The sequence below is a fragment of the Clostridium sartagoforme genome (genome assembly GCF_039521405.1).
Taxonomy (GTDB): Bacteria; Bacillota; Clostridia; order Clostridiales; family Clostridiaceae; genus Clostridium; species Clostridium sartagoforme.
The window spans coordinates 186097-208837 of record NZ_BAAACH010000011.1 but is presented as its reverse complement, the minus strand read 5'-3'; the positions used below and the strand labels follow the sequence as shown (position 1 = coordinate 208837).

The window sequence follows — 22741 nt, the reverse complement described above, 5'->3', positions numbered from 1 at the left end:
ATTATAATTTTAATACAAAATCAAAAACTAAGCTACCAACAACTCCCCCAAGTATTGGTGCTATTACTGGTATCCATGCATATCCCCAATCTGAATCTATTTTGTTTTTCATTGGTAAGAAAGCATGTACTATTCTAGGTCCTAAATCTCTAGCTGGATTTATTGCATAACCAGTTGTTCCTCCTAATGATAAACCAATTGCCCATACTAATATACCTACTAAAAATGATGCCATAATTCCTACTGTACCAACGATTTCTCCACCAGAGCTTTGGAAAGTAGTTTTAAATACTTCACTATAAGTTATTCCTCTTATGCCTATTAATAATATAAAAGTCCCAGTAAATTCACAGATAAAATTGTATAAGTTACTTCTTATAGCTGGGGCTGTACAGAAGGTTCCTCTTACGTCTTCTCCAACTGTTGTTTCATCATAATGTAATTTGTAGTTAGCATATACTAGAAGCATTCCTACCATAGCTCCAAGCATTTGAGCAACAATATACATTAAAACTTTATCCCATGGAAATAATCCTGATGCTGCAAGTCCAATAGTTACTGCTGGATTTAAATGAGCTCCACCCATCCATCCTGTAATATAGGCTGCTATTGCTACAGCGAACCCCCATCCTGCTGTAATTACGATCCAACCTGAAGAATTTCCCTTTGTTTTTCTTAATACCACATTTGCAACAACTCCGTTACCAAGTAGAATTAAAATAAGAGTACCTAAGAATTCTGAAAAATAAGCTTGCATTTTGCTCTCCCCTTTTATAATTTTTTATAAAAAAACTACATAGAAATGCATAAAAAACACTCCTATGTAGATTTCTCTCCAGATCTCCATTTCTACATATACCAAATTTCCTTTTTAGTTGTAGATATACATGTTGCTCCACTTTTTAGTGTCTCCATTACATCTTCCTTATCAGAGATTAATCCTCCTGCTATTAAAGGCTTATTAAGAGTTAATGAAAGTTCTTTAATTATCTTAAATAGCAATCCTGGTAAAATTTCTACTGCATCACATTCTTCTACCAAATGATTCTTCATATTTTCCTTTGACAAACTATCTATCATAAATACTCTCTGTATCGCTATAAATCCAAGTTTTTTACCTGCCCTTATAACTTGAGATTTGGTACTTATTATGCCCTCAAATCTTGTGTTTTCCTTAATAAATCTTAACGCTACTTCCTTGCTAGAAATTCCTTCAACTAAATCAACATGTAATATTCCAGTTTTATTACTTTTATATATCTTTTCACTTATGGTCTTAATATTTAATATATCACCAAACAAAATAAAAATAACTTGAATATCACTTTGTAATGCTAGATCTAGTTCCTTTTCATCCTTTACAGCTGCTACTATAGGGTTGTCCTCTAAAAGACTTTTAAAATTATTCATCTCCCTTTAACTCCTTCTTTGTAATCATTTACAGAAGTGCTATTAAAATACTTAAGTATACCTTAATGACTTCAATATTAGTCTAAATACATATTAGATAAAATAGTAAATACTAAAAGTTTATCTTATTATAAATTCATTTGATACTTAGCTTTATATTTTTTAAAACTAAAAAAGAGCTTAGCAAAAAGAGGATATTACATCCTAGACTCTTGTGCTTAACTCTACATTCTCTTGCACTTATATAATAATTTTATCTTTATATTCTAATTCTATAATTAATATCTATATTTTACTATATATAAAATTAATAATCTATACAATTATTATAATACAAAATAAGTTTAAATTACAATATATTTATATTAATTTACATTTTTTTCAATTCATATCCTTTCCAGTTAATATTTCATATTTTTCTCAATATAAAATTAATAATTTAGAAATAAAACACTATATATTAATAATAATTAGTAATTAGTCATTATCATTTTTTTATCTGGCAAATATAAATACTCCATATCTTTTCATATCTTAACTTTCTTATACTTTTATCTTTCACTATTTCATTATTATATATATTATTATAATCTAATTTTATAACAAAAAATTAGAAAAAGTCATATAAGTTTCATTATTCCAACCTTTCACTCTAAGTCAACATGAACCTATATATGAACCTTCGCCACTAAAGGAAGAAATTATAAATACTTATTCTCATGATAAACTTTTTATAATTTATTAAAGAAAAAAATCAGCTTCGTATAAATACAAAACTGATTTTTAAATCTCTAAAGTACTTTTGATAAGAAATCTATAGTTCTTGGATTCTTAGGATTTGTAAATATTTCTTCTGGTACTCCTTGTTCTACTATATTACCGCCATCCATAAATATTATTCTATCTCCAACTTCCTTTGCAAATCCCATTTCATGAGTTACAACAACCATAGTCATTCCTTCTTTAGCTAGGCTTTTCATAACATTTAAAACTTCCCCAACCATTTCTGGATCTAAAGCAGATGTTGGTTCATCAAATAGCATAACATCTGGTTCCATAGCCAAAGCTCTTGCTATTGCAATTCTTTGCTTTTGTCCACCTGATAAAGATGATGGATAAGCATCAGATTTTTCTAGCAATCCAACTTTTGCTAATAAATCTTTTGCTATTTTTTCAGCTTCTGCTTTTGATTTATTTTTTACATTTATAGGCGATATAGTTATATTTTCTAAAACTGTCTTATGTGGGAATAAATTAAATTGTTGAAATACCATTCCCATTTTTTCTCTTATTTTATTTATATCTATATTTTTATCTGTTATATTTTGACCTTCAAATATTATCTCACCATCTGTTGGTGCTTCTAATAAATTTAAACATCTTAGAAAAGTGCTTTTCCCAGAGCCTGAAGGACCAATTACAACCACAACTTCACCTTTTTTTATGTTTTCATTAATGCCTTTTAAAACTTCGTTTTCTCCAAAATACTTATGCAAGTTATTAACGTGAATCACTAGCCTTCATTCTCCTTTCTATATAATTCATAATTCTTCCAAGCGTAAATGTAATAACAAAATAGAATATAGCTGCAACAATTAAAGGTTCAAATGCTCTAAAAGTTTTTCCTGTAATGACTTTTGCACTATACATAATTTCTCCAACCCCTATTACAGATGCCATTGAAGATTCCTTTATTACTGTAACAAATTCATTACCTATAGCAGGTAAAATGTTCTTAGTTGCTTGTGGCATTATTATAAGCCTCATAGCCATAAATTGGCTCATTCCTAGACTTCTTGCAGCTTCTAATTGTCCCTTATCTACAGCATCTATACCTGCTCTTATAATCTCAGAAACATAGGCTGCTGAATTTAAAGAAACTGCTATAATACCAGCTGGTAGAGGATCCATATTTATATTTAATAACTGATCAAATCCATAATAAACTAACATAATTTGTAATAACATTGGCGTTCCTCTAATTATTTCTATATATGCTGTTGCCAACATACTTAGAGGTTTTACTTTTCCAATTTTAAATTTTGATCTTTTCATAAGAGTTAATAATGCACCAAATATAACTCCAAATAGAACACTTAAAAGTGATATTAATATTGTCCACTGAACACCCTTATAGAAATAATCCATATTTCCAGCTAATACACTAAAATCTAATGACAAGGCTTATACCCTCCTTAATAATTATTTTTGCTTTTCTGCCAATTCATTTGCTTCTATAATAAATCTATCTAATAACTTTTCTTCTTTAATTCTATTGATTGTAGCATTTACCTTCTCTAATAAAGCTTCTTGATTCTTTTGAATTCCTACTGCAGAACCACCTTCAGTATCTTTTACTTTTTCTTCTCCGATTGTAAGTTCTGGATTATTTTTAACTATCATTTGAGCAACTGGTAATTCTACTACTAAAGCTTCAATTTTTCCACCCTTTAAAGCAAGAACTAAATCATTAACATTTGAAAGTAATTGAAGATTTGCTTCTGGCACTTTCTCTTCTGCTATTTCTGCTTGAATAGCACCCATTTGTGCTCCAACCTTTTGTCCCTTTAAATCTTCAAATGTTTTATATTTATCTTTATCAGCTACTCTTACTAACATACCATGTTCAGCAGTGTAATATATATCTGAGAAATCTATTGATTTTTTTCTTTCCTCATCTGGAGTCATTCCTGATATAGCTAAATCTATTTTACCTGAAGAAACTCCAGCTACTAAATTTTCAAAATTCATATCTTGTAATTCTAATTCTACTCCAAGATCCTTTGCTATTTCATTTGCTATATCAACATCAAATCCAACTATTTTATCTTGTCCATTCTCATCTAATATATGAAACTCGTATGGAGCATAGTCTGCACTTAAACCAACTACTAATTTGCCTTTTTCTTTTATTTCTGAAAGTTTATCTTTAGCATCTTTCTTTCCACCACAGCTTACTAAACCTAATCCCATAACCCCAACTATAGTTACAGCTAAAATTTTCTTTATCATTCCTTTTTTCATTTCAAATTCCCCCTCTTTATAATTAATTACTTATTATGATTAAATATACAATCTCTCAAAATTGCGATAGCATAATTATACACCTATTTTTTATTTTTATTCAATACTTTTTTTGATTTTTTTTATATATTTTTATTTTTTATAATATTTTAATGAAAATATTATAAAAAACCATATTTTTAATTTGTAATATTAAAAGTATATGCATTTTTTTGTCTTTTTATTAATTGAAACTTTCTGTATATTTAAAAGTTGTTAGTTAATATTATACATAATATTAAATTTACTAATATTGTTTCACTTTCTAAATATACACATATATTATTATTGAAAATTAAATGAATAAAACAATTATTAGGAGTGATATACTTGACTTATCCAAAAGAAAGGCATCTTTTTCCAGGAGGAAATACTTATAAGGGATTTTTCTCATTTTATAAGTATATATTAACACAAAAAGATGCGAATAGAATTATCTGCATGAAAGGTGGCCCTGGAACAGGCAAGTCCTCTTTAATGAAAAAAGTTGCTGCCCACTTTAAGAATAAAGGATATTCTATAGAATATCATCATTGTTCTTCTGATAATAATTCTTTAGATGGAATTGTTATAAAGGAACTAGGATTAGCCATTTTAGATGGTACATCACCTCATATGGTTGATCCAATTCATCCAGGCGCAGTAGATGAAATCCTTAATATGGGGATTGCACTTGACACTGATGCTCTTTCTTCAAATAAGGGGAACATTATGAATATTTGTAAGGATATTAGCAATAATTTTCAAAGAGCTTATACATTTCTATCTTCTGCAAAGTCTATCCATGATGACTGGAGTAGATTAAATTCTAGTGCTTTGGAATATAGTAAAATAATAACTATATCTGAAAGCCTAAAAGAAGAAATCTTTAATAAGCAAAAACCTGGATTTGGTGATGAAAGACATTTATTTGCAACGGCATTTACTCCAAATGGAATAATCACTTTTGCTAATGACATTACTAATGAATTTAAGCATAAATTTGTATTAAAAGGCGGTCCTGGATTTAGTAAAACAACTATTTTATTAGAAATAGGTAAACTTGCTCAAAAGAAAGGCTACTTCGTGGAATATATGCATGATCCGTTCATTCCTGAAAGAATAGAGCATATTTTAATTCCTGAAATTTCTACCTGTGTCTTAACAGAAAATGAAATCAGTCAAACTTCCTTTAATGGAAAATTATATAATATTGAAGATTTCTGTAATACCTCTATACTTTCAAGAAATAAGGAAGATATAAATTACAATAAAAAAGTTTTTTATGACTTAATTAATAAAGCTATTTTTTTAATTTCTGAAGCTCATAGACTTCATGATGATTTAGAATCTTATTATATAAACTCTATAGATTTTAAGATATTAGATAATATTTATGAAGATGTAATTCAAAAATTTGAGAAATATGTTCCTCTTTAAAATCACAACTAAAATAATAAAATAGAAGTAGATTTTAAACCTACTTCTATTTTATTTATTAGCTAATTTATTTTACTAAGTTTATTATAAAAAATAAACTTACAACAGATATAATTATACATATTGATGAATATATATATTTTTCTCTACCTGATCTGTATATAAAAAATCTTATTGCCCATAATGCCATAGTTAAGCATATTCCTATTTGTAATAATAGATAAGAATTAAATATAGGCATGATATTTATGAAATGATATGTGGTTAAAAAGGTAAGAACTATAATTACACTAGTTGCTATTGCAGCTAAAGTACATATTAATGTAAAAAAATCCTTAGCTCTAAATTTACCCATTTCTACTTACTCCTTTATTATAGCTTCAAACTCCTCTTCATTTAATACATTTACTCCAAGTTCGATAGCTTTATCCAATTTTGAACCAGCTTCATCTCCAGCTATTACAAAATCAGTTTTTTTACTTACACTTCCTGAAACCTTAGCTCCAAGTAATTCAAGCTTTGACTTAATATCTGTTCTTGAATAATTTTTTAAAGTACCTGTTACAACTACAGTTTTTCCTTCAAAAGGACTTGCTATTATTTCTTTTTCTTCAAACCTAGGATTAACACCAAGTTCTAAAAGCTCACTTATTGTATTTAATGTCTTTTCTTCTTTAAAGAACTCTAAAACGCATTTAGCTACAATTCCACCAACATCCTGTACTGAAACTAACTCATCAAAAGTTGCTCTTTTTAATCCATCTAATGACTTAAACTTATTAACTAAATCTTTAGCAGTCTTAACTCCAACATTAGGAATCCCTAAAGAATATATAAATCTATATAATTCACAATCTTTACTTCTTTCAACTGCATCTAATAAGTTTTGTGCTTTCTTTGGTCCAAACTTCTCTAACTGTAATAATTCATCTTTTTTAAGCTTATATAAGTCTGCTATAGATTTTATATCTAGCTTTTCAAATAACTGTTCTGCTGTTTTTTCTGAAAAGCCTTCAATATTCATAGCATCTCTTGATGCAAAGTGAACAATAGTTTTTACCATTTGAGGTTTGCATGAAAGAGTATTTTCACAGAAATAATGAACTCCATTTTGAACAAGATGTGCTCCACATGCTGGGCAAGCATTTGGAACATTTATTTCTTGTGTCTCTTCTAATGATTCTGTAACTACTCCCATTATTTCAGGAATAACATCATTAGATCTTCTTACAAAAACTTCTGAGCCTATTTTCACACCTTTTCTTCTTATATCATCTATATTATTTAAAGTTGCTCTTTTTACAGTTACTCCAGCTAGCTCTATAGGTTCTAGTATGGCAGTAGGGCCTACTCTTCCACTTCTACCAACATTCCATTCTACATCTAAAAGCTTTGTTGTAGCTTCTTGTGCTTCAAATTTATATGCTATTGCCCACTTTGGAAATTTCACTGTATATCCCATTAGCTCTCTTGTTCTTATATCATCAATAGCAATAACTACTCCATCAATATCATAATTTAATTCAAACCTTATTTCTCTTATATAGTCTATTTCTCTTTCTATTTCTTCAAGAGTAGTACAAAACTTAACATAATTATCTATTGGAAGACCTTTTTCCTTTATGAAGTCCAACATTTCTTCATATGTTTTAAAATCTCCGCCTTCTTTATATCCTACATCATAGAAAAATGCTGATAAATTTCTTTTAGCCGTTTCTTTTAAATTAAGATTTCTTAAAGCTCCCGCTGCACCATTTCTTAGATTTTTAAGAGGGATAACAGCATCCTTATTATAACTTTCAAAAGCTTCTGTAGTCATTATAGCTTCACCGTGAACCTCAAATACATCTTTACAATTTATTTTTAATGGTATTGATTTTATTGTTTTTACTTGTGCAGAAACCTCTTCACCCACTTCTCCATTTCCTCTTGTAGCTGCAGATGATAGTATTCCATTTTCATCATAAGTTAAATTTATAGTTAATCCATCAAATTTCTTTGTTAATACATATCTAGGAGCTGGTAAATTTTCTCCCCTTGAATTCATCTCTTTTATAAATTTTAAATTTCTATTATGCCAATCCTGTAGTTCTCCTACACTTTGAGCTTTGTCTAAGCTCCATAGTCTAGCCTTATGAGTATATTTAGTAAATCCTTCTAATATTCTATCTCCAACCCTTAGTGTAGGAGAATATGATAATACGTATCCTGTTTCGTCTTCTAAAGATTTTAGTTCATAATACTTTTCATCATACTCCTTATCTGTAACAGATGGATTATCTAATGAATAATATTCATAAGCATATCTATTTAATTCTTCTACTAATTCTTCTATTCTTTGCTTTTTATCCAAATAAAACACACCTCTTTTCCAGTGCACAGTTATCAGTTCACAGCGCACAGTTTTATTCAGTTGAGAGTTATCAGTTCACAATTCACAGTTTTTTGTTTCTAAGTTAATAGCTTATTTCAGTTTAAAGTCTTCCTGAATCTGTTTACTAAAACTTCTTTCATTCCTTATGGTAATTATTCTTTCTAAAGCTTAAACTGGCTATGAATTGTGCGCTGTTCCTTGTTACCTATTACATATTCTTTAATCGCTCACAACCCAAAATCAACTGTGAACCGTGCATTGTAAACTAATTCCTTTTACCTGACACTTGTTACCTGTTACCTAATGCCTCTTATTTAATCACTCACAATGCAAAATAAACTGTGAACTGTGCGTTGTGCACTGTAAACTAATTATACTGTTCCCTTTTTACATAAGTTCTAGGTTTGCTAATGAAAGCATTAATATTTTTACTCCTTGATTATCAAAAGCTATTGTAAGTTTTTTATCATCCCCTGAATTTGCTATTGATACTATTGTTCCAACACCAAATTTACTATGCTTTACTTTTCTTCCTATAGTAACATCATCCTTTGAAAGAGATGATTGTATATTTTGTTCCTTAGGTTTAGGCATATTTATTGAATTGTTTCTTAAACTATGTGGATTATTGTTTCTATTATCTCTTGGAAACATTGAAGTCCTAGCACTTTGTGCTGAATTATTTCCTGACACATATTCCTTTAAATCAGATTTTATTTCTGCTATAAAATCTGATTGAGCATATGCAACAGTTCTACCAAATTGTCTTCTAACTTCTGCTGATGTCATGAATAATTGCTCTTTTGCTCTTGTTATACCAACATAACAAAGTCTTCTTGATTCCTCCATTTCAGATTCACTATCAAAGGATGCTGTTCCTGGGAATATTCCATTTTCCATTCCAACCATAAATACAACTGGAAATTCTAATCCCTTAGCACTATGCACAGTCATTAAAACTATAGCATCATCTTCTTCTTTTAGTTTATCTGTATCTTGAACTAAGGAAACTTTTTCTAAATATGCTAAAAGAGTTTTATCTTCACTGCTTCTTTCAAAATCAACTGCATCAGAAACTAACTCCTTTAAGTTTTCTATTCTGCTTTTATCTTCTATTTCTTTTGATTTTTCTAATTCTGATATATATCCAGTTTCCTTTAATATAGTTTCAATTAAGTTAGATACAGGTAGTATTTCACTTAATTCCATGAACTTATCCATCATTTCCATAAAAATTTCTATTCCACCACAATTTCTTGCTGTAAGAGTTGGAATATTTCTTACTGTACTTAAGGCATCCCATAAAGGTAATTCATAATCATCTGCAAAGTCAATAACTTTATTTACCGTTGCATCTCCAATACCTCTCTTAGGTACATTTATAATTCTTCTTAAGCTTACACTGTCTGTAGGATTAACAAGTACCTTCAGATATGAAATCATATCCTTAATTTCTTTTCTATCATAAAACCTTGTTCCGCCTAAAATCCTATAAGGTATAGCCTTTCTTCTTAGACTTTCTTCAAATATACGTGATTGAGCATTTGTTCTATAAAGAATTGCAAAATCTTTATACTTTTTCTCTTCTTCTTGCTTTATTTTATTTATTTGAGTTGCAACAAAATCACCTTCATCACTATCTGAATAAGCTCTATAAACCTTTATTTTATTTCCTGATTCTTGTTCTGTTCTTAGAACTTTACTTTTTCTATTTGCATTATTTACAATTACAACATTGGCAGCATCTAATATATTTCCTTTTGAACGATAATTTTGCTCAAGCTTTATAACTTTTGCCTCTGGATAATCTTTTTCAAAGTCTAATATATTTCTTATATCTGCACCTCTCCATTGATATATACAATTATGAACAACTACATCATTAGCTATATAATTTCTTGCATTATCTATATTTAAATCATATACATAACCTTCATAATCTTCGATTTCTACTGAAGTTATAATATCTTCAATTACCTTTTTTCCCTCTAAAACTGCAATTGCCATTCCTTCCTTCATGCTTCCCAAAGGCATGAATTTAAAGGTATTATCTGATGTTAATTTTGCTTTTCTGAAAACCTCATAAGCATCTTCTACAGATGCAAGCTTGCTTGAAAATTCTTCAGCATCATCATACAAGGCACGTTCCGTTTCTACTCTAAAGGTATCTCTTTGCCCATTTCTGACATTAAATCCGGCTTCAATAAGTTTATTTTTACTTTCTTCTCCTGATGAGTTTAAACCTATTCTATGTGAATATAAACCTCTTTCTTCACATTTACGTCCACCAAAGAAGCTTACATTTACTATCTTTCTTACACTTTCTCCCCTTATTACAGCTGAACTTATATGGTGAGGATAATCTAAATAAAGATATTCTTCATCCATTAGCTTTTGTGCACTATCATATGTGTTTATTTCTTTAAACAATTTATTTATTTGTTCTTGAGTTAACGAAATATGTCTTCCTCTTGAATTAAACACAACCTTTGGAATGCCATATTTTACAGAATAGTATTCTTCATAATAAGTGGCTTCACCTCTTGAATTACAAACCTTTATTATCCACATTTTATCTGCTTGCTCTCCATTTAGTCTTACAGCCAATCCACTTACATCAATACCTTTTCTGCTTCGTACTGCTGAAGTTTGACCTATTCTATATCCAAAACCTTTTTTATACATCAAATAAACATAGTATTTATCTTCTCTCACAGTAACTCTTGCAAAACTTATGTGATTTGGTGTTCCCTTTATTATCTTTCCAGTATTTGTAGTTATCCTTACCACTGTTCCATTATATTCTCTTTTAGATATATCTTTTATTTTTAATAAAGTACTTTCTCCATTTCCTGCTGCCACTCTAATTTTATCTGAAGCCTTTAATTCCTCTATTTTATAAATTTTATCTTCACCTTGAATTAATGTTCCTTCAACTAGGCATTGGTCATCATCACCCACCACACATACATTTTTGTATTTTTCCGCTAAAAGTCTAACTAATTCATATTGGACCTTATTAGTATCCTGATATTCATCCACCATAATATATTGAAATTTTCTTTGATAAAACTCCAATGTTTCTTTATCGGTTTTAAATAATTCTACAGTTTTGGCAATTAAATCATCAAAGTCTAAAGCATTATTTTCCTTAAGCCTCTTTTGATACATTTGATATACATCGGCTATTTTCTTTTCTCTAAAATTACTTTCATGCTCTCTCATGAAACTTGCAGGGCTTTGCATATTATCCTTAGCCTTACTAATTTTACTCATTATCTCTTGTTCTGTTATATCTTTATCATTTATATTTAAAGCTTTCATACACTCTTTTATAAGTGTCTTTTGATCTGAAGTATCATATATTGTAAAACTTCTTTTATATCCTAACTTTTCTATTTCTCTTCTAAGGATTCTTACACAAGTTGAGTGAAAAGTAGATATCCACATATCCTCAGCTCTTTCACCTATTAAAGCTTTAACTCTATCCTTCATTTCTTTTGCAGCTTTATTAGTAAAGGTAATAGCCAATATTTTATATGGTAAAATTCCTAAATCATCTATCATATGAGCCATTCTATGTGTCAAAACTCTGGTCTTACCTGAACCAGCTCCTGCTAATATTAATACTTGACCTTCTATAGTAGTAGCCCCTTCATATTGTTCTTTGTTAAGTAATGACTTTAAATCCATTTGTACAGACTCCTTTCCTATTACTAACATATTATAACATACATATCTTTTATATTGTTGCCTAAAAGCATTAATTAGATTACAGTTATTTGTATATATTTTCCTTATTGTAATTTTATACTCTTACCTTATTTCAGTCAATCAACATAATTAATTTATCTTTTTGCAATAATACTTTCATTATTTAATATTAATGATTTTTTTGTTTCAAATAAATTATACACAATTCTTAAAAATGCAATTTTTAAGAATTTAATATTCATAAAATTACATATTAAAATAATGTTTAGTTTTATTTTAATATATAGTCAAGTAATTCAACAGACCTTTCTGAAAATGTTTACCTTCCTTAAATGTTATAATTTTATATAAGGTAAACGTTTATATATAAAAATGAACAACAAAAAACGCAACCCTTGGGGCCAGGTTGCGCTTTAGCAATAAGCAATAAATAAAAAGGGGGCTATTTATTCCTTTTATTTATCCTTGCAAAAACATTATAGTGCATCTCATTATAAAATGCAAGATATTTTGATAATATTATTGTAAAGTTTGTTCTTTGTGAATGTTAAACATTCACTATATTTAAACGTTCGTTAAAATCCTTTTAAAGTAGCTACTTCCTCATCTGTTAATTCTCTATATTCGCCCTCTTCTAAATCCTCATCTAATTTTAATGTTCCAAACTCTACTCTTTTTAAATAAGTTACTTTTTTATCAACTGCTTCGAACATCCTCTTTACTTGGTGGAACTTGCCTTCTTGAATAGTAAGCATAACCTCTGACCCCTCTTCAGAAGCTTTAATAATTTCAAGCTTAGCCTCTTTGCAAATATATCCATCATCTAACGTTATTCCACTTTCAAATTTCTTTATATCACTATCTGTCACCAATTTATCTATTTTTGCATAATAAATTTTATCCACCTTCCACTTTGGGGATATAAGCCTGTGGTTTAACTCACCATCATTTGTAAGTAATAATAACCCAACTGTATCCTTATCCAACCTTCCTATAGGAAACGGCTTAAACACTTGATGCTCTATTTCTAATAAATCAATAACAGTTTCATCCCTATTATCAAAAGTTGCAGAAATAACCCCATCAGGCTTATTCATCATTAAGTATATGTACTTTCTATAAAATATTTCTTCTCCATTTATAGAAATCCTGTCTACTTCAGGATCAACCTGCATACCATTATCCTTTACAATTTCACCATTTACCTTAATAAGTCCCTTCTTTGCAACCTGCTTAATTTCTTTTCTAGTTCCATATCCTAAATTAGATAAAACCTTATCTAGTCTTTCCATTAAAGCACCTTCTTTCTTAATTATTATATTGAGCCTTTATCACTTATTTTATTACTTAAAATCAAAAGACACAAGGAGAGAATTAACAATTGACAATTAACAATTAAAGTTAATGTTTTTACATAATCTTTGAAATTAAAGGTGAAAAAGTTAATAATAAAATCCTTTTATGCTTTAAATAAATTGGCTAAATCAAAAAAATAATGGACATAATCCTCAAAAATTATATCCATTACTAATTATTCATAACTCATTATTTTATTTTTTATAATTCTGCATAGACGAATTATTTCCCTAACTTTTCACTCTTTACCTTTTTCACTCTTTCATTTCTCTTACGCATTATTACTATAGTTTCTATAGTTACTTAGTATTTTCGGAACATAATTTTGAGTTTCTTGTGGCATTTTATATAAATCACTAGCAGATTTAACCCCTCTTCTCTCCATTGTTCCAGGCCCACCGTTATAAGCCATTAGTGCCATTTCTAAATTTCCATTATACATATCTAAATATGATTTAATATGTTTAACTCCAGCTTCTATATTTTGATCGATGTCATATGGATTGGTTAATCCATATGCTTCTGAATTAAAGTCCATTAATTGCATAAGACCCTTTGCACCTGCTGATGAAACAGCATTAGGATTAAAATTTGATTCTTGCTTTATTATAGCTAGTACTAAATTTTTATCTACTCCATATTTTTGTGAGTATTTATCAACAGTAGAATATATTTTTTCCACATCAACTGTAGTATCTTGACTTAAATCTGTGTATAAGTTATCAAAACTTATGTTTAAACTTGTATCACTATTTGTTCTATTTAAATATAATTCCCCTGTTTTTATAGGTTCAGTTCTTATTCTAAGAGGAATATTTTCAAGTTTTTGTCCTACAGCTGCGGGAATATAACTTTCTGAACTTTCTTCATTATTGCTATTAAAAATATTTTCTTCATTACTGTTTAATAATGCTTCATAGACAATATCAAATTCTGGTCCATCGCCTATTGCTTTTTTTAAAGCTTCTTTACTAACAACGCTTCCCATAAACTCTTCTACTTTAGAAATATTCACATTTGTTCCCCCCGAATTTTACTTTTGCTATAAATATCGTATTAATTATACTATTCTTAAGCCTTAACTTCAAATTCTAATAATGTATAATCTTCATAATTAATCTTTTTATAGTAACTCTTGCTAAGTACTAAAATTCTATAATTTCCTGTTGAAAATGGTAAAAAAGTATAATAATTTTTTCTACTATAACTTTGTACTCTTACCCAATTTCCCTTTTCCATAATATAAAATTCATAACATACTTCTTTTCCGCCTTCGCTACTTACATCAAATGTTACTTCATTATTAGCAATAATATTATTATTTCTTATTATTATTTTTGTGTTACTAACTGGAATAGCTTCATGAACATAAAGTGATAATTCTTTTTTTATATCATACTCTTCATTACATAATATATTTTTCGCATAAATTTCAAAGGTATATTTCCCTGAACATTTTGGCTTTAATCTCAATCTTTTACTTTCAATAAATCCTGTGTCTTCAACTTCATGTCCATTTATTTTCGTTACATACCTTAATAAAATATTCTTAGTATTTTGTACTATTGTTTCAAGTTCAATAATATCTCCAACTAAATATATTTCTTTTGGTGAAAGTAATACATAATCTATTTCAGCTTCTTCATAATCTCTCACTTTAAAGAATATAAAATCATGACAATCATATTCTTTAGATGAATATTTATCTATTACTCTAATTTCAACTTCATATTCTCCACTTTCCTCTGGAGTAAAGTTAACCCAATTTGTTATTCCATAATTACTTCTTTCTTTTTCTTTGCCATTCTTATAAACAACAAAAGAATATTTAAGCTCTGTTCCACCCTCTGCTTTAACCTTAATATTTATAGGTTCATTTTTTATACATCCTCTTGTTTTGCTTGCTGTTATATCTGTTATTTTTACAGGTTTTTCACCCTTCTTATCTATTTTAAAATTCAACTCTCTTATATCTTCATAATCACCATCGAAGGAAATATCTTTAACTTTTAATATTATTTTATAATCTCCTTCAATTTTAGTCTCCCAATTAAAGTTTCTTGATCTTATATATCCTGTATCTTCAGCAACTGGTCCTTCAACTATATATCTATACAGTATTTCCTTTCCCCCTATTACCGAAGATTTAAATAGTATATTGCTTCCTTCAACTTGAGGTGAATTTGAATCAGAAGAAAATTTTCTTATTTTTATTTCATCATAGGCTTTTACAGAATATATCATGCAAGCTCTATCATCATATTGCTTATTAGAAAAAATATCTCTCACATAACATAATAACTTATATTCTCCCTTTTGCTTTTCTGAAATTGATATTATATTTTTAGTGGAATAATCCTGTACACAATTTATTCTTCCATTACTATCCATTCTTAAAAACTTATATAAAATTGTTCTACTATTATCACAGTTTACGCCTACCTTAAATATCAATTCTTCATTTATTAATAAATTTTCACTTAAGCATTCAAAAGCATTTATTTCTATAATTGGCTGCTCTTTTACTTTAAATATCACAGTTGTAAAATCATCTACATTTTCCTTTGATGATGGTCTTTTGCATTCAATTAATATTTCACCATCTTCTGCCTTTGTTGTTGTATAAGTTAACTTATTTTCTATACTGTAGTCTTTAAGAGGTTCCCATCCTTGCTTTCCTTTAACCCAAAATCTATATAATAATATTTCTTCATCTTCTGATGCAAGAACTTCTAAGTTTATTTTATCTCCTATAACTAAAGATGTCTTATCTATTATTATATCTTTTATCAACTTATTATTTTTATTGTTGTTTTCTAAAACATCTTTTTCTTCTATCCCCTTTATTTGATAACTTATCTTTGTATTTTTAATCTTTTTCGAAATTTTATCTTTATATTGGACCATTATCATATAATCTCCTGATTTTCTTGGTCTCCATTGACATTCCTTTTTATCTGAAAAATCTTGAATTGGCTTCCAAGTTAAATTTCTTTCTCCTGGAGCACCTTCTAAAAACTTGCACTCTACTTCACTTTCTTCTGGCATCACTTTTATATTTATTTTTTCATCTACTAATGATGGACTTTCTTTATCAAAAGTTATTAATAATTCACTCATATCTACCCACCCTATTTTTCTCAATTTTCCCTAATATTATTATACAGTTTACATAACAAAATATAAAACGAAATTTGTCATCAATAAAAAAAAATAAGGATAAACCGTCCTTTATATTTCTACAGTTTATCCTTTTAAATTACATTCTATTATTCTTATTAAGTTTTTCTTTAGCCTTATATCATCTTCTATTGTTCTTTTCTTTGGATTTGAGGTTCTTCCACCTGCTCTTCTAATTTTCTGAGAAATATGCCTTTCTTCTAGCATTCTATCTATATTCTCTTCTGTATATAAATATCCCTTTGGGTTTAATATATAAGCTTTTTTTCCTAAGCAAATTGCTGCAACACCGTAATCTTGACTAATTACTACATCATTTGACTTACAATGATTAACTACATACATATCCACACTTTGAAATCCACTATCTACAACTTTAACTTCTCCGTAATCTAAAGTTATAAAATGATGTATATCACAAAAAACTATTAATTCTAATTCATATTTTCTTGCTACATCTTGAATTATGGAGATACCCGGACAGGCATCTCCATCTACTATAATTCTCATTATTTTAATTTTGCTTCCAATTCAGCTTTTAATTCTTCATATCCAGGTTTTCCTAGTAAAGCAAACATATTTTTCTTATATGCTTCAACTCCTGGTTGATCAAATGGATTTACTCCTAGTAAGTATCCACTTATTCCACAAGCTTTTTCAAAGAAGTAAACCATGTATCCAAAGTAATATGGGCTAAGTTCTGGGATATTTACTACCATGTTTGGAACTCCGCCATCATTATGTGCCAATAAAGTTCCATTAAATGCTTGTTTATTAACAAAATCTATAGTTTTTCCAGCTAAGAAATTTAATCCATCTAAATCTCCTTCAGCTTTTTCTATAGTAAGCTCTCTCTTTGCCTTTTCTACATTAAGAACAGTCTCGAACATTATTCTATTACCCTCTTGGATAAATTGTCCCATTGAGTGTAGGTCAGTTGAAAAGTCAACAGCTGCTGGGAATATTCCTTTTTGATCTTTTCCTTCTGATTCTCCAAATAATTGTTTCCACCATTCATTAAAGTAGTGTAAACCTGGCTCATAGTTAACTAAGATTTCTATATCTTTACCTTTGTTGTATAATGCATTTCTCATTGCAGCATATTTATAACAATCATTATTTTTTAAATCTGCTGTAGCATATGCCTCTCTTGCATCTGCAGCTCCTTGCATCATTTCATCTATATTAATTCCTGCAACTGCTATTGGTAGTAAACCAACTGCAGTTAAAACTGAAAATCTTCCACCAACATCATCTGGAATTACAAATGTTTCATACCCCATTTCATTAGCTAATGATTTTAATGCCCCTTTACTTTTGTCAGTAGTTGCATAAATTCTTTCCTTAGCTCCATCCACTCCATATTTCTTTTCCATATAATCTTTAAACACTCTAAATGCTATTGCAGGTTCTGTTGTTGTACCTGATTTCGAAATAACATTTACACTTATATCAATGCCTTCTATTGCATCTAAAAGATCTGCTAAATATGTTGAACTTATATTATTTCCAACAAAGAATACCTTTGGGTCATTTCTTTTATCATTTCCTAATACATTATGAAAATTGCTATTTAACATTTCTATAGCTGCTCTAGGTCCTAGGTATGAACCACCAATTCCTATAACTATCAAAGCTTGTGAGTTTTTCTTAATTTTTTCTGCTGCATTTTTTATTCTTGAAAATTCTTCTTTGTCATAATTGACAGGTAAATCAAGCCATCCCAAAAAGTCATTTCCTGCACCTGTTTTGTTGTGAAGAGTATCATGTGCTGCTTTTACCATTGCTTCCATATGGTCTAATTCTTGTAATTTCGCATATGGTTCTACTTTAGATAAATCTAATCTTAAACCTTTATTCATAACTATACCTCCGAATTTTTCATTGTGTATTTTTCCTTTTATTTCTTTTATATTATATCATATTTATAAATCTATGCTTTATTTTTTTCTTCTACTTAAACTTTTTTCGTAAATATATCTAAAAAAAACTCTAGTATTATTATTAATTCTTAATAATCTTTTATACTAGAGTTTTTTGTTTATTTTTGATTTTGAAAAAACATAATATAATGAAGTAAATAATATTTTTTAATTGTTATTAAAATACTCTTCCATTAATATTTCAAGTTCTTTTTCAAAATTTATTTTTTTATTGTATAATTCATTTAACTTCTCATAGTCATCACAAAACTTATTTATTTCATCTTCTATGTTTTTTAAATCTTCTTCTAATTGTTCTATATCCTTTTCTAATTTATCTACTTTCCACTTATTATTAGATTTCTTTTCAAATATAAAAGATTTTTCTTCTTTAACTTTACTTGCTTTAGTATCTATAGTAACATTTATAGCTTTTGCCTGCACTACTTTTTCTTTATAGTATTCATAGTTACCATTATAAGAAATAAGAGAACCTCTTGATAATTCAACTACTCTACTAGCTATACTATTTATGAAATATCTATCATGAGATATAAATAAAAGTGTCCCGTTAAACTCTTTTAAGAACTCTTCTAATTCTTCTCTTGAATCAATATCTAAATGATTTGTTGGCTCATCTAAAATCAATAAATTTAATTCATTGTGCATTAACATAGCTAATTTAAGCTTACTTCTTTCTCCTCCAGAAAGGCTTCCAACCCTTTTAAAAACATCTTCGCCAAAGAACATATATTTTGCTAAATACTCTCTTGCTTTTCCTTCACTTATAACTATGTCATTCCTAAAGGCTTCTAATATAGTTTGCTCTTCATCATCAAATATTATATTTTGTGGAAGATAACCTAATTTTATAGAACTTCCTAAAGCTGCTATGCCACTGTCTGCATTATCTGTTCCAAGTAAAATTTTAATCATTGTTGATTTTCCACAACCATTTTGACCTATTAAAGCTACAGCTTCTTTATTTCTTATAAGTAGTTGTGCTTTATTTAAAAGAACCTTTTCTTCGTATCTCTTACATAGATCCTTTATTACTATGACTTCATTTCCTGACCTATCTGCATTTTTTACATTAATATTAATTCTTTCTTTTTCTAAAATAGGTTTCTCTATTCTTTGAATTTTATTAAGCAACTTTTGCATACTGGCTGCTCTTTTAAAGAACTTTTCATTATCTCCTCTAGCTCCCCAATCTCTTAACTGAGATATAGACTTTTCAATAGCCTTAATCTTTTTTTGTTGTTCTAAAAATTCATTCATTTGAAGTTGTAGCTGTATTTCTTTTTCCTTTACAAACTCAGTATAATTACCAAAATAAGTTTTTGACTTCATATCTTCTATTTCAATTATTTTAGTTACTACATTATCTAAGAAATACCTGTCATGAGATACTATTATTACTATACCTTTATACTGCTTAAGATAATCTTCAAGCCATTCCATCGAATCTAAATCCAAATGATTCGATGGTTCATCTAGCAATAATATATCCGGATTTTGAAGTAGTATTTTTCCTAATATAATTGTAGTTTTTTCTCCTCCACTTAAGTTGCAAAATAGCTTTTCCTTAAATTTATTATTTATCTTAAGCCCAGTGCATACCTTGCTTAACTTTTCCTCTTTTTCATAGCCACCTAAACTTTCATAAGCAGATTGAAGATTTGAATATTTATTTAAAATTTTTCCAATATCACATTCACTAGACTTTGAAAGTTGCTTTTCCATATTTCTTAATTCTTGAGCCATTTTATCAATATCCTTAAATGCTGAATTTAATACATCAATTACTTTAAACTCTTTTGGATAAACTGGCATTTGTTCAAGATATCCTAATGTGGCTCCTTTTTTTATAGATAAATTTCCTTTTTCGTATTCTTCAATGCCCATAATTATTTTTAAAAGAGTACTTTTACCGCTACCATTTCCACCTACGATGCCTACTTTCTCAGAAGTTTGAACATCAAAGGTTATATCCTCTAAGACCATAGTTGCACCATAATATTTTTGTAATTTATTTAAAGATAATTCTATCATTTTTAATTCCTCCAAAATTTTTCTCTGCTTTATTTTAAATTTTTATTAAAATTCTTAGATAAATAAAATAAGCCTCATTTAATAACTTATTCCTAATTTAAAATAAGTTATTTAGAAGGCTTATGAGAGAAATTGCGTATAAAAATGACTCAAAGCATAAAACCTTGAGTCCTAAAAATCTTTACTTAATAGAATTATAAATTTATATATAGCTAAAATTTGTCTTAAATATAATCAAGCTTAAATATAATAAATTTATTAACTGTAAGATATAGAATCATGGATTTATACAATAGTCAGCATTTATTCTAAAAATGGACGCACTTCTCCCGTCAAAGCCTAAAATTGCACTTTTTTGTACTGAGCTGCTATATTTCCATTGTTTATTTAAAACAAACTTAGAATTACTAACTATATTAGCCATGATCTACCCTCCTTTTGTTATAATTAAATTTATTATATACTACATAGCTGTTATTTACAATATTTTTCAATTATAAATTTTTACCTTTCACTCTTTTACTATTTCATTCCTTAATCCATATTATCATCAACTCATTATATCTAAATTTATCCTTCATAGCTCATCAAAGATGAATTATCCCCTCAACTCTTTCACTTTTAACTCTTAACTTCTTCACCTCTCTTCCATGTTTCTACTAGCAATAACATCTACTCCAGTTCCAAGTATATTTTTAACAATAATATCTCCCATTTTTACTGGAGCCTTTACTGTTATTTCATTTAATACTTCAACACATTTAAAGTTTAAATTTTTTGGTATTGCACTTTTTGTTTTCACAGGTAAAACTGCATGGCTTCCACCCTGAATTTTTACTGTTGTAGTTACTACTCTTACAGGATTTGTTACTTCATTTATTCCATATATCTCGCCTCTTTTACAGCTATTTCCTGTTACAGTTTGTTTTTCTGTATCTACTTTCAAATGACATCCCATAGGACAACTTATGCATATTAATTCTTTAACCACAATTATTCACCATCCTCTAAAGATATAACTATATTTCCTTCGATTCCTTCTAACAGTTTCTTATTTAAAATTATTTTTTCCATTTCAGAAGGTGCTAAATGCTTTCTTTTAAAACTAGCTATTACCTTATCTTTATTTTTTACTGTAATAACCTTATCTTTGTAAATATTATTAACCCTCATAAATATTGTTAATTTATCCTCTACAGCTTCAACTGATACCTTCTGAGGAACGGTATAATTAATATTTTTCCCATTTAGAATATCAATATCTTCGCTTCTAACTAAATTATCTTTTACATATTTAGCTGCTGATAATCCAGCATGTTTGGCTTCTCCTGTTACAAAATCAACTAAATCATGAACATGAACAACGTTTCCACAAGCAAAAATTCCTTCTATTGAAGTTTCCATACTTTCATTAACTATAAGTCCATTAGTTCTCTTGTCTCCATTTAATCCAACTTTATTTGATAATTCATTTTCTGGTATTAACCCTACTGATAACAATAAAGTATCACATTCAAATTCAATTTCTGTTCCTTTTATAGGTTTTCTATTTTCATCAACCTTACATATAACAACCTTTTCTAATCTTTTATCTCCAACTATATTTACAACTGTATGAGAAAGATAAAGTGGTATATCATAATCATTTAAACATTGCACTATATTTCTATTAAGTCCATTTGAATATGGCATAAGCTCAACTACAGCTTTAACCTTAGCTCCTTCTAAAGTCATTCTTCTTGCCATTATAAGACCTATATCACCAGATCCTAAAATAACAACTTCCTTTCCTGGCATATATCCTTCAATATTCATATATCTTTGTGCTGTCCCAGCATTAAATATTCCTGATGGCCTATCTCCAGGGATATTAATTGCTCCTCTTGTTCTTTCCCTACATCCCATAGCTAGAATTATTGATTTTGCGTTTATCTCCATATATCCATTATCTGAATTTATTGCATGTATTGTTTTATCTTTTTCAATATCTAGTACCATAGTATTTAACATCACTTCAATTTTAGTTTCTTTAATTAAATTAATGAATCTTTGAGCGTATTCTGGGCCTGTTAGCTCTTCTTTAAATGTATGAAGACCAAACCCATTATGAATACATTGATTCAATATTCCTCCAAGTTCCATATCTCTTTCTATAATCAAAATACTACTAATTCCATTATTATAGGCTTCATAAGCTGCAGCTAAACCTGCTGGGCCTCCTCCAACTACTACTAAATCATATCTCATA

The 22741-nt window shown here is 28.5% G+C and carries 18 protein-coding genes and 1 pseudogene; 1 reads left to right on the top strand and 18 read right to left on the bottom strand.

Annotated elements, in window-relative coordinates; all coding sequences use genetic code 11:
- Position 1 precedes the first annotated feature (1 nt).
- The 5 genes from ABDZ60_RS04605 to ABDZ60_RS04585 form a co-directional block, all read right to left on the bottom strand.
- A complete protein-coding gene (locus tag ABDZ60_RS04605) occupies positions 2-757 on the bottom strand; it encodes an MIP/aquaporin family protein (protein ID WP_040436363.1) in 756 nt (251 codons plus the stop codon).
- A gap of 92 nt (positions 758-849) precedes the next feature.
- Complete coding sequence (locus ABDZ60_RS04600) at positions 850-1410, bottom strand: glycerol-3-phosphate responsive antiterminator (protein WP_016205681.1); 561 nt, start codon at positions 1408-1410, stop codon at positions 850-852.
- A 791-nt stretch (positions 1411-2201) separates the two neighbouring features.
- Positions 2202-2924, bottom strand: coding sequence for an amino acid ABC transporter ATP-binding protein (locus ABDZ60_RS04595; RefSeq protein ID WP_016205682.1), 723 nt, complete (start codon positions 2922-2924; stop codon positions 2202-2204).
- Complete coding sequence (locus ABDZ60_RS04590) at positions 2911-3558, bottom strand: amino acid ABC transporter permease (protein WP_040436367.1); 648 nt, start codon at positions 3556-3558, stop codon at positions 2911-2913. Before ABDZ60_RS04590 ends, ABDZ60_RS04595 begins: the two co-directional genes overlap by 14 nt.
- A gap of 54 nt (positions 3559-3612) precedes the next feature.
- Positions 3613-4434, bottom strand: coding sequence for a transporter substrate-binding domain-containing protein (locus tag ABDZ60_RS04585; RefSeq protein WP_343776418.1), 822 nt, complete (start codon positions 4432-4434; stop codon positions 3613-3615).
- A gap of 369 nt (positions 4435-4803) precedes the next feature.
- On the opposite strand from ABDZ60_RS04585, the gene ABDZ60_RS04580 reads away from it, so the two are divergent.
- Complete coding sequence (locus tag ABDZ60_RS04580; protein WP_343776416.1) at positions 4804-5892, top strand: PRK06851 family protein; 1089 nt, start codon at positions 4804-4806, stop codon at positions 5890-5892.
- A gap of 67 nt (positions 5893-5959) precedes the next feature.
- Here the strand turns inward: ABDZ60_RS04580 and ABDZ60_RS04575 are convergent, their stop codons facing one another.
- From ABDZ60_RS04575 to ABDZ60_RS04520, 13 genes and pseudogenes are all read right to left on the bottom strand, one after another.
- A complete protein-coding gene (locus ABDZ60_RS04575; protein WP_016205686.1) occupies positions 5960-6247 on the bottom strand; it encodes a hypothetical protein in 288 nt (95 codons plus the stop codon).
- A gap of 6 nt (positions 6248-6253) precedes the next feature.
- Positions 6254-8245, bottom strand: a complete 1992-nt coding sequence (gene ligA / locus ABDZ60_RS04570; protein ID WP_047000163.1) for an NAD-dependent DNA ligase LigA — start codon at positions 8243-8245, stop codon at positions 6254-6256.
- A 408-nt stretch (positions 8246-8653) separates the two neighbouring features.
- Complete coding sequence (locus tag ABDZ60_RS04565; RefSeq protein WP_425544844.1) at positions 8654-11227, bottom strand: 3'-5' exonuclease; 2574 nt, start codon at positions 11225-11227, stop codon at positions 8654-8656.
- 27 nt (positions 11228-11254) lie between these two features.
- Positions 11255-11959 (bottom strand): annotated as a pseudogene (locus tag ABDZ60_RS18655) (ATP-dependent helicase); the annotation flags it as partial.
- A 596-nt stretch (positions 11960-12555) separates the two neighbouring features.
- Positions 12556-13272, bottom strand: a complete 717-nt coding sequence (locus tag ABDZ60_RS04560; protein ID WP_343776411.1) for a pseudouridine synthase — start codon at positions 13270-13272, stop codon at positions 12556-12558.
- A 335-nt stretch (positions 13273-13607) separates the two neighbouring features.
- Positions 13608-14351, bottom strand: coding sequence for a lytic transglycosylase domain-containing protein (locus ABDZ60_RS04555; RefSeq protein WP_016205690.1), 744 nt, complete (start codon positions 14349-14351; stop codon positions 13608-13610).
- 56 nt (positions 14352-14407) lie between these two features.
- Positions 14408-16456 (bottom strand): triple tyrosine motif-containing protein, encoded by a 2049-nt coding sequence (locus ABDZ60_RS04550; RefSeq protein ID WP_343776408.1) that lies wholly within the window; start codon positions 16454-16456, stop codon positions 14408-14410.
- 126 nt (positions 16457-16582) lie between these two features.
- On the bottom strand, positions 16583-17026 hold the full coding sequence (locus tag ABDZ60_RS04545; RefSeq protein WP_343776406.1) for a YaiI/YqxD family protein: 444 nt from the start codon (positions 17024-17026) through the stop codon (positions 16583-16585).
- Positions 17026-18378 carry a glucose-6-phosphate isomerase gene (locus ABDZ60_RS04540; RefSeq protein ID WP_016205693.1) on the bottom strand — a complete coding sequence of 451 codons (1353 nt, stop codon included), beginning with the start codon at positions 18376-18378 and terminating at the stop codon, positions 17026-17028. The genes ABDZ60_RS04545 and ABDZ60_RS04540 overlap by 1 nt, the downstream gene beginning before the upstream one ends.
- Before the next feature lie 228 nt (positions 18379-18606).
- Complete coding sequence (gene abc-f, locus ABDZ60_RS04535; RefSeq protein WP_343776403.1) at positions 18607-20493, bottom strand: ribosomal protection-like ABC-F family protein; 1887 nt, start codon at positions 20491-20493, stop codon at positions 18607-18609.
- Between the two features lie 277 nt (positions 20494-20770).
- Positions 20771-20917, bottom strand: coding sequence for a hypothetical protein (locus ABDZ60_RS04530; protein ID WP_172654997.1), 147 nt, complete (start codon positions 20915-20917; stop codon positions 20771-20773).
- A 213-nt stretch (positions 20918-21130) separates the two neighbouring features.
- On the bottom strand, positions 21131-21484 hold the full coding sequence (locus ABDZ60_RS04525) for a DUF1667 domain-containing protein (RefSeq protein ID WP_343776401.1): 354 nt from the start codon (positions 21482-21484) through the stop codon (positions 21131-21133).
- A 2-nt stretch (positions 21485-21486) separates the two neighbouring features.
- Positions 21487-22740, bottom strand: a complete 1254-nt coding sequence (locus ABDZ60_RS04520) for an NAD(P)/FAD-dependent oxidoreductase (RefSeq protein WP_343776399.1) — start codon at positions 22738-22740, stop codon at positions 21487-21489.
- Position 22741: the final 1 nt, after the last annotated feature.